Raw genomic sequence first — 7,978 nt, 5'->3', positions numbered from 1 at the left:
AACCCACGGTACCCTTGCGAGTACGCCGCATTTCGAGTGCGGTACTTTCAACCACTCAGCCACCTCTCCGCAGAGGACGGACCGGACCGTTGAGGCCGCCCGTATGGTCGAAACGGCGCGGAATGTAGACGCGACCTGCCCTGCACACAAGGCCGGATCGAGGGACACCGATAGATATGACAGCCCTCTTGGCCGGCGCGGGAACCAAGCACTTAGGCTAAGTCCCGCCGGCCTGCTAGAATGCCGATCATGAGCGACGCCCGCACCGAGCACGAAAAAGCCGGCCACTCGCCCCCGCAGCGGGCGCGCGTCGCCGCCGCATGGGCCGTTCATGCCTTCACGGCGAGCGGCGTCGTCACCGGGCTTTTGGCCATTGCGGCGCTGATTGCCGGGGACCTCCGCCTTGCGCTCCTCTGGCTCGGCGCCGCCCTCATCATCGACGGCTTCGACGGACCCATGGCCCGCAAGGTCCGGGTGACCGAATATGCTCCCCGGTTCGACGGCGCGGTGCTCGATCTGGTGATCGATTACCTGACCTATACGGTGATCCCGGCACTCCTTATCTATCGTTTCGGGCTCGTACCGGATGGGTGGGGCATTCCCGCCGCCGCCTATATCATGACGACCTCGCTCTATTGCTTCGGCAATCGGGAGATGAAGACAGCCGACAACTACTTTTCCGGCTTCCCGGCCACCTGGAACCTCGTGGTGCTGTATTTTTACATTGCCGGCAGCGGCCCTTGGCTGAACCTCGCCGTCATAGCGGCGTTGGGTATCCTGACCTTCGTGCCGCTGAAATTCATCCACCCCTTCCGGGTGAAGACGCTCCGGCCCCTGACATTGGCCGTGACGGCCCTCTGGGCGGGGGCCACGTTCTGGCTCGTCGTCGCAAGCGCCGCCGCGACACCGCCTCTCGCGGCGGCTCCGGCCGTTTTCTGGACCTGGGTGGCGGCTTCCCTCTATTTTTTGGGGCTATGCGTCTGGCGCACCGCCGCCCCGGCCAAACCTGCGGAAAAGCCTTGAAATCAAGCCATTCCGCAGCTTGACAGCGTCCTCACCCCCTGTATATTGCGCGCCAATTCGGCCCGTGCCGCTCCTACAGGCGGCGCGCCGGTCTTTATTTCGTTAAATGGTGGATTTACCGATGTTCGCAGTCATCCGGACCGGCGGCAAACAATACAAAGTCGCAAAAGACGATCTGCTCGAAATCGAGCGGAACGGCGGCCAGGCGGGCGACAAGATCGACCTCGAAGTCCTGATGCTGGGCGGCGAAGGCGGTACGCTCAAAGTCGGCGCGCCGCTCGTCGATGGCGCCAAGGTCAGTGCCGAGATCGTCGAACACACGCGCGGCCCGAAGATCACGATCTTCAAGAAGCGCCGTCGCCAGAATTATCGCCGCAAGAACGGCCATCGCCAGGATCTGATGCGCGTCAAGATCCTCGACATCGCCGGCTAAGCGGCACGCAGGAGCAGAAACATGGCCCATAAAAAGGCAGGCGGTTCATCCCGCAACGGTCGCGACAGCGCCGGCCGGCGTCTCGGCGTGAAGAAGTTCGGTGGCGAAAGCGTCATTCCGGGCAACATCATCATTCGCCAGCGCGGCACCACCTGGCACCCCGGCCGCAATGTCGGCATCGGCAAGGATCACACGATCTTCGCGAAGGTCGAGGGCGTGGTGTCGTTTCACAAGGGCAAGAACGAGCGTGCTTTCGTATCGGTCGTCCCGGCGGACATGCCGGCGAAGGCGGCTGACTGATATCGGGGTGAACGCCACCTCGGGTGGCGACCATCGGAATAAGAGAGGGAGATGGACCGCCATCTCCCTTTTTTTATGCTCTCTCGGGACGATCCCGATGCAGGAAGAACTGAAAACGGAAAGATTGCTGTTGAGGCCGCTCTGCGAGCGCGACGCCGACAGGATCGCGGCGCTCGCAAACAACTGGAATGTCGCCCGAATGCTGTCCCGCATGCCCTACCCATACACGCTCGACATGGCGCATGAATGGATCGGCAAGCAGAAGGCCTTGCGCGAAGGGGGCGAGGAATTCGGCTATGCGGTAACCGATGGCGAAGGCTTCGTCGGCGGTTGCGGCATACAGGCCCATGCCGACGGCACGCACGAGATCGGATACTGGATCGGCGAGCCATACTGGAACCGCGGCTATGCGACCGAGGCGGCCCGGGCCGTACTCGCAGACGGGGTTGCCCGCTTCGGTGCGGAAACGATCGTCTCCGGGCATTATTGGGAGAACCATGCTTCGGGCCGCGTACTGACGAAGCTCGGCTTCCGCTATACTGGCGAGGAATATCGCTGGTGCGCGGCGCGACAGGAAAAAGTTCGCTGCCTCACGATGCGGCTGGCGCGATTGGACAATTGAGATGAAGTTCCTCGATCAGGCAAAAATCTACGTCCGCTCCGGCAATGGCGGCGCCGGCTGCGTGAGCTTCCGGCGCGAGAAGTTCATCGAGTTCGGCGGACCGGACGGCGGCGACGGCGGCAGGGGCGGCGATGTCATCGTCGAATGCGTCGAGGGCCTCAACACGCTGATCGACTACCGCTTCCAGCAGCACTTCAAGGCGAAGACCGGCACGCATGGCATGGGCAAGAACCGCGCCGGCGCAAACGGCGCCGATGTGGTGCTGAAGGTGCCCGTCGGGACGCAGATTTTCGAGGAAGACGAAGAAACGCTGATCGCCGACATGACGGAAGTCGGCCAGCGCATCGTGCTGCTCAAAGGCGGCAATGGCGGCTTTGGCAATGCCTACTTCAAGAGTTCGACCAACCAGTCGCCCCGCCGCGCCAATCCCGGCCTCGAAGGCCAGGAGAAGACCATCATCCTGCGGCTGAAGCTGATCGCCGATGCGGGGCTGGTGGGCCTGCCCAATGCCGGTAAATCGACCTTCCTCGCGGCCGTGAGCGCGGCGAAACCCAAAATCGCCGACTATCCCTTCACCACGCTCACACCCGGCCTCGGCGTCGTGACGGTCGATACGCGCAGCTTTGTGCTCGCCGACATTCCCGGCCTCATCGAAGGCGCGCATGAAGGCGCCGGCCTCGGCGACCGCTTCCTCGGCCATCTGGAGCGTTGCAGCATCCTCATCCATCTCGTCGACGGCACGGCGGAAGACGTCGCGGAGGCCTACCACGTCATTCGCGGCGAGATCGAAGCCTATGGCGCCGGGCTCGAAGACAAGCCGGAAATTCTCTGCCTCAACAAGGCCGACGCCTTGAGCGAGGAAGAACGCGACGAGAAAGCGGCGCTTCTTGCCGAAGAGAGTGGCAGCACGGTGCACATCCTTTCCGGCGTGTCCGGCGAAGGCGTGACCGAGGTGCTGCGGCTGACGGCGGATGAAATCTGGAAGAAGCGCGCCGCGGAAAAGGCCGAAGCGGCGCGGAGCGAAGAAGAAGAGGGCTGGAAACCATGAACGCGGAGCGTCAAGGCGCCCATTTGTCGAACGCCCAGCGCGTCGTGGTGAAGATCGGTTCGGCGCTGCTGACCGACCCCGAGACGGGCAAACTCAACCGCACCTGGCTGCAGGCGCTGGTCGAAGATGTGGCGCGGATGCAATCGCGCGGACAGGAAATGCTGATCGTATCCTCCGGCGCGATCGCGCTTGGACGCCGTGCGCTGAAACTGCCGCCCGGCAAGTTGAAGCTGGAGGAGAGCCAGGCGGCAGCGGCCGTCGGCCAGATCGGTCTCGCCCATGCCTTTCAGGAAATTCTGTCGGCCTACGGTTTTTCCTGCGCACAGATTCTGGTGACGCTTGAAGATACCGAGGAACGCCGCCGCTACCTGAATGCCCGCTCGACCATTTCGACCTTGCTGAAATTGCGCGCCGTTCCCGTCATCAACGAGAACGACACGGTGGCGACGACCGAAATCCGCTACGGCGACAATGATCGTCTCGCCGCGCGGGTTGCAAGCATGGTGTCCGCCGACTGCCTGATCCTGCTTTCCGATGTCGACGGGCTCTACACCGCGCCACCCCATATGCCCGGAGCGCGGCACCTCGCCGAGGTGGCGGAAATCACGCCCGAGATCGAGGCGATGGCAGGCGATGCCGCGAGCGAATTCTCCCGCGGCGGCATGAAGACGAAACTCGCCGCCGCCCGCATCGCGACCGAAGCGGGCGCGCGCATGGCGATCGCGAACGGGCGCGGCCTGCATCCGCTGAAGGCGCTTGAAGACGGTGCGCGCTGCACCTGGTTCGCGGCGCATTCGACGCCGGTGGCGGCGCGCAAGCGCTGGATATCCGGCTCGCTGAAGACGCTCGGGACCATCGTCATCGACGACGGCGCGGTGAAAGCGCTCGTGCAGGGCCGCAGCCTCCTGCCGGCTGGGGTAACCGGCGTCGAGGGCGAGTTCGGCCGCGGCGACGCGGTAAGCGTGAGGGACCTCGCAGGCCATGAAATTGCGAGCGGCCTCAGCGCCTATTCGAGCGACGACGCACGGGCCATCATGGGCCATTCGAGCCACGAAATAGAGGAACTGCTCGGCTATTCGGGCCGCGCGGAAATGATCCATCGCGACGATCTTGTGCTGAAAAGGGCTGAAATCCGCGAGCGCGATCCCCATTAAACAAGGCTACGTTGAAACTAGACTTCCCGCCTGAAATACTCGGGCAGCCTTCCGGAACAACAGGTGACGCAAGTGAATATCCTGAAAATGAACGCCGATCGGCAGGATGTTTCCCTTCTCATGGAACAAATCGGCGCCGCCGCGCGCCGAGCCGCCATCGCGCTTGCGCAGGCACCGACCAAGCAGAAGGACGCGGCACTTCTCGCCGCCGCCATGGCCGTGCGCGCGAATGTCGACGACATTCTGGAAGCGAATGCAGAGGACGTCGCGGACGCCGTGAAGAACGGCACCGCGCCCTCGCTGATCGATCGGCTGACACTCGACACGAAGCGCATCGAAGGTATCGCGCGGGCTCTTGAGGAAATCGCCGCCCTGCCCGACCCCGTCGGCGCGACGATGGCCGAATGGGACCGGCCCAACGGTCTCCATATTTCACGCGTGCGCGTGCCGCTCGGCGTCATCGGCATCATCTATGAAAGCCGCCCCAATGTGACCGCGGATGCGGGTGCGCTCTGCCTCAAATCCGGCAATGCCGCGATCCTGCGCGGCGGCTCGGACGCCATGCGCTCAAGTCAGGCGATCCATGCCTCGATCCTCGAAGGCGTCATTGCCGCCGGCCTGCCCGAGGCGGCGATCCAGCTCGTGCCGACGAGCGACCGTGGCGCGGTCGGTGAGATGCTGAAGGGTCTCGGCGGCAATCTCGATGTGATCGTGCCGCGCGGCGGCAAAAGCCTCGTTGCCCGCGTGCAGGAAGAAGCGCGCGTGCCCGTCTTCGCTCATCTCGAAGGCGTCTGCCATGTCTATGTCGATGGCGAGGCCGATCTCGACATGGCCCGCAACATCGTGCTGAACGCGAAGTTGCGCCGCACCGGCGTCTGCGGCGCCGCGGAAACGCTGCTGGTGGACGAGGCCTGCGCGGCAACCCATCTGGCGCCCCTTGTCGGAGCGCTGATCGCCGAAGGCTGCGAAGTGCGCGGCGACGAGACGGCGCAAAAGGCCGACGCCCGCGTGAAACCCGCTACGGAAGACGACTGGTACACCGAATATCTCGACAGCATCATCGCCGTCCGCGTCGTGAAAGGCGTCGGGGAAGCAATAGCCCATATCGCGAAGTACGGGTCGAGCCACACCGAGGCAATCGTCACCGCCAACCAAAAGACGGCAGACAGGTTCCTCGCCGAAGTGGACAGCGCGATCGTGCTCCACAATGCCTCGACCCAATTTGCCGATGGCGGCGAATTCGGCATGGGCGCGGAAATCGGCATCGCCACCGGTAAGTTCCACGCGCGCGGACCCGTCGGCGTCGAACAGTTGACCAGCTTCAAATATGTGGTGCACGGCAACGGTCAGGTTCGTCCCTGATGCCATGCCCCTTCCCCAGGAAAGCATGATATGGCGCGCCGCGAACTGCTGGCGCCGGGGCTGAAAGTCGGGCTGCTCGGCGGTTCCTTCAATCCCGCCCATGAAGGCCACCTGCATGTGACACGCATGTGCCTGCGCACGCTCGGTCTCGACCGCGTCTGGTGGCTCGTCACGCCGCAAAATCCGCTGAAGCCGGACAAGGGCATGGCGCCCTTCGACAAGCGCTTCGCCTCGGCGGAGAAAATGGCGCGCGATCCGCGCATCTGTGTGAGCGATATCGAAGCGCGGCTGGGCACGCGCTACACCGCCGACACGCTCGCGACGCTCACAGGGCGCTTTCCGCAAATCCGGTTTGTCTGGCTGATGGGCGCCGACAACATGATCCAGTTGCCGCGCTGGTCGCGCTGGCGGGACATCGTCGCCACGGTGCCGATTGCCGTCTATCCGCGGCCGGGCTTCACCCTGAAGGCACGGCTGTCGCCCGCCGCGGTGGCGTTGCGAGACGTGACGCTCGATGCTTCCGACGCGGCGCTGTTGCCGTCGCTGGCGGCACCCGCGGTGGTTTTCCTCGAGGGCCCCGAAAGCCCCCAATCCGCGACGTCGATCCGGCGGCAGGGCGGCTGGCCTGCCTGACCGGGCGGTCGTCACCGGACTTTTGAAATACCGTCATTGAATTGAGGCATCGTGAGCCTTATTCTCAAGGCGTGTCGGCCTCCGGCCAGAGAACCGGTCGCGTCGGCGTTAATGTGCAGTACGTGAAATCAAGGAGTCCGTTCCTGAACAGACAGTCAATGGACGTAAAAGTCCTCAAGCCCGCAAGGGCAAAGCCCGCAGGGGCCAGTGAGAAGGCCGCCGCCAAGAAGGCGCAAAAGGCCGATACCGGCAAATCTTCGGAAATGCTCGCTCTCGTTCTCGAGAGCCTGGACGAAGACAAGGCCGAAGACGTGGTTTCCATCGATCTGACCGGAAAGACACCCATCGCCGATCACATGGTGGTCGCGAGCGGACGGTCGCAGCGCCATGTCGGCGCGGTGGCCGACCATCTCGTGCGCCGCCTGAAAGAGGCCGGGTTCGGCACGTCGCAGGTCGAGGGAATGAAACAGGGCGATTGGGTGCTCATCGACGGCGGCGACGTGGTGATCCATGTCTTCCGTCCCGAAGTGCGCGAGTTCTACAAGCTGGAGAAGATGTGGTCCGCCGATATTCCGGCAGACCAGTTGGCCGTCTGAGGCGATAGGCCCCTCAGACGACGCCGGCGCCTTCTCCCCGCGTCCGATATTGGCCGGCGCCATAGCCGGACGGGGGATATATGCGTATTCAAATCTGCGCCGTGGGCCGGCTGAGAGCAGGGCCTGAAAAACTTCTTCTCGACGACTACACGTCGCGCCTCGATGCGACCGGACGGGGCATCGGCCTTTCCGTGCTGCCTCTGTCCGAAGTGGAGGAAAAGCGCCGCCTTGAAGACACCGCCCTCATGGAACGCGAAGCGGAGCTTCTGCTTGCCGCCGCGCCAAAGGGAGCTCTCATCATTGCACTGGACGAACGCGGCCGCGTCGAAACGAGCGAGGCATTTGCAAAACGCATTGGGACCCTGCGCGACAACGGTACGGCCGACGTTGCGTTTCTGATCGGCGGGGCCAACGGGCTTGCGCCCGCCATCCGCGACCGGGCGGCGCATGTCATGGCCTTCGGTGCGATGACATGGCCCCATATGTTTGTCCGCGTCATGCTCGCCGAACAGCTCTATCGTGCCGCAACGATACTCTCCGGCCACCCCTATCACCGCGCCTGAAGAGGGAACTCAAAGAACTCCGCACGCAAGTAGACACGTTGCGGCGCTTGCACTAGTTTTCGAATTCGCTCGCAAATGAGCGCTGCGATTCGAGCCGCTTTACTGGCTCACGGATTATCAAGATTATCATGGCTGCAATGACCGGCGTTCGACCTCTTGTCCTTGTCTTGCTGGACGGCTGGGGTGTCCGGACGGAGCGCGAAGGCAATGCGCTCGCGACAGCGCGCACGCGCATCTACGACCG

General features: G+C 63.7%; 10 protein-coding genes. All 10 read left to right on the top strand.

Translation table 11 applies throughout. The features are described 5' to 3' along the window. Positions 1-249 precede the first annotated feature (249 nt). The 10 genes from Q8S60_RS11300 (at position 250) to rlmH (ending at position 7,734) form a co-directional block, all read left to right on the top strand. The gene (locus Q8S60_RS11300; protein WP_305276857.1) at positions 250-1,023 is read left to right on the top strand and encodes a phosphatidylcholine/phosphatidylserine synthase; all 774 of its coding nucleotides are present in this window, start codon (positions 250-252) and stop codon (positions 1,021-1,023) included. A gap of 121 nt (positions 1,024-1,144) precedes the next feature. Then, a complete protein-coding gene (gene rplU, locus Q8S60_RS11295) occupies positions 1,145-1,456 on the top strand; it encodes a 50S ribosomal protein L21 (protein ID WP_305276858.1) in 312 nt (103 codons plus the stop codon). Positions 1,457-1,477: 21 nt separating this feature from the next. After that, positions 1,478-1,756, top strand: a complete 279-nt coding sequence (gene rpmA, locus Q8S60_RS11290) for a 50S ribosomal protein L27 (RefSeq protein WP_305276859.1) — start codon at positions 1,478-1,480, stop codon at positions 1,754-1,756. 97 nt (positions 1,757-1,853) lie between these two features. Beyond that, complete coding sequence (locus Q8S60_RS11285) at positions 1,854-2,378, top strand: GNAT family N-acetyltransferase (RefSeq protein WP_305276860.1); 525 nt, start codon at positions 1,854-1,856, stop codon at positions 2,376-2,378. A gap of 1 nt (position 2,379) precedes the next feature. Continuing rightward, complete coding sequence (gene obgE / locus Q8S60_RS11280; protein ID WP_305276861.1) at positions 2,380-3,426, top strand: GTPase ObgE; 1,047 nt, start codon at positions 2,380-2,382, stop codon at positions 3,424-3,426. Further along, on the top strand, positions 3,423-4,580 hold the full coding sequence (gene proB / locus Q8S60_RS11275) for a glutamate 5-kinase (protein ID WP_305276862.1): 1,158 nt from the start codon (positions 3,423-3,425) through the stop codon (positions 4,578-4,580). Before obgE ends, proB begins: the two co-directional genes overlap by 4 nt. Positions 4,581-4,667: 87 nt before the next feature. Then, positions 4,668-5,942, top strand: a complete 1,275-nt coding sequence (locus tag Q8S60_RS11270; protein ID WP_305276926.1) for a glutamate-5-semialdehyde dehydrogenase — start codon at positions 4,668-4,670, stop codon at positions 5,940-5,942. A 30-nt stretch (positions 5,943-5,972) separates the two neighbouring features. Next, a complete protein-coding gene (locus Q8S60_RS11265) occupies positions 5,973-6,575 on the top strand; it encodes a nicotinate-nucleotide adenylyltransferase (protein ID WP_305276863.1) in 603 nt (200 codons plus the stop codon). A gap of 158 nt (positions 6,576-6,733) precedes the next feature. Beyond that, a complete protein-coding gene (gene rsfS / locus Q8S60_RS11260; protein WP_370867276.1) occupies positions 6,734-7,171 on the top strand; it encodes a ribosome silencing factor in 438 nt (145 codons plus the stop codon). An 80-nt stretch (positions 7,172-7,251) separates the two neighbouring features. Beyond that, positions 7,252-7,734, top strand: a complete 483-nt coding sequence (rlmH, locus tag Q8S60_RS11255) for a 23S rRNA (pseudouridine(1915)-N(3))-methyltransferase RlmH (RefSeq protein WP_305276864.1) — start codon at positions 7,252-7,254, stop codon at positions 7,732-7,734. The last annotated feature ends 244 nt before the right edge of the window (positions 7,735-7,978 follow it).

Origin of the sequence: Parvibaculum sp., assembly GCF_030694575.1 — a bacterium.
Classification (GTDB): Bacteria; Pseudomonadota; Alphaproteobacteria; order Parvibaculales; family Parvibaculaceae; genus Parvibaculum.
This window is presented reverse-complemented; position numbering and strand designations above follow the sequence as displayed.

Excerpts from the sequence above, each read along its gene's own strand:
- Q8S60_RS11300 (WP_305276857.1), top strand. The coding sequence starts at position 250 with ATGAGCGACGCCCGCACCGAGCACGAAAAAGCCGGCCACTCGCCCCCG.
- rplU (WP_305276858.1), top strand. The coding sequence starts at position 1,145 with ATGTTCGCAGTCATCCGGACCGGCGGCAAACAATACAAAGTCGCAAAA.
- rpmA (WP_305276859.1), top strand. The coding sequence starts at position 1,478 with ATGGCCCATAAAAAGGCAGGCGGTTCATCCCGCAACGGTCGCGACAGC.
- Q8S60_RS11285 (WP_305276860.1), top strand. The coding sequence starts at position 1,854 with ATGCAGGAAGAACTGAAAACGGAAAGATTGCTGTTGAGGCCGCTCTGC.
- obgE (WP_305276861.1), top strand. The coding sequence starts at position 2,380 with ATGAAGTTCCTCGATCAGGCAAAAATCTACGTCCGCTCCGGCAATGGC.
- proB (WP_305276862.1), top strand. The coding sequence starts at position 3,423 with ATGAACGCGGAGCGTCAAGGCGCCCATTTGTCGAACGCCCAGCGCGTC.
- Q8S60_RS11270 (WP_305276926.1), top strand. The coding sequence starts at position 4,668 with ATGAACGCCGATCGGCAGGATGTTTCCCTTCTCATGGAACAAATCGGC.
- Q8S60_RS11265 (WP_305276863.1), top strand. The coding sequence starts at position 5,973 with ATGGCGCGCCGCGAACTGCTGGCGCCGGGGCTGAAAGTCGGGCTGCTC.
- rsfS (WP_370867276.1), top strand. The coding sequence starts at position 6,734 with ATGGACGTAAAAGTCCTCAAGCCCGCAAGGGCAAAGCCCGCAGGGGCC.
- rlmH (WP_305276864.1), top strand. The coding sequence starts at position 7,252 with ATGCGTATTCAAATCTGCGCCGTGGGCCGGCTGAGAGCAGGGCCTGAA.